The organism is Gemmiger formicilis, from assembly GCF_016901605.1.
Lineage (GTDB): Bacteria > Bacillota > Clostridia > Oscillospirales > Ruminococcaceae > Gemmiger > Gemmiger formicilis_B.
In genome coordinates this window covers 1-402 of record NZ_JACJKP010000481.1, presented here as the reverse complement: position 1 = coordinate 402, position 402 = coordinate 1, and the positions used below count along the sequence as shown (strand labels likewise).

Annotated in this window: 1 protein-coding gene; it reads left to right on the top strand. The window is 61.7% G+C overall.

Annotation, left to right across the window (positions count from 1 at the left end; translation table 11 throughout):
* On the top strand, positions 1-402 hold a 402-nt coding region (locus H6B10_RS15545), incomplete at both ends, for a class I mannose-6-phosphate isomerase (protein WP_204652368.1).

Genomic DNA, 402 nt, shown 5'->3' with positions numbered 1-402 from the left:
CGCCGCATCAAGGACAACACCCTGACCGAAGTGCTCAACGCCGCGCCGGTACATAAAGGCGATGTATTCTTCATTCCTTCCGGCACGCTGCATGCCATCTGCCAGGGCATCGTCATTGCCGAGATCCAGCAGAACTCCAACGTCACCTACCGCGTTTACGACTACGGCCGCGTAGGCGCCGACGGCAAGCCCCGTGCCCTGCACATTCCCCAGGCGCTGGCTGTTACCGAACTGAAGCCCCCCAAAGAGCATGACTTCGGCGGTCACCTGGCCCAGTGTGACTACTTCACGGTGGACGTGCACCAGAACGACTTTGCCGGTACCGCCGGTGCCGAGAGCTTTGTTTCGCTGCTTATTGTGGACGGCGAAGGCACCGTCACCTGCGGCGGCGAGACGATGCCC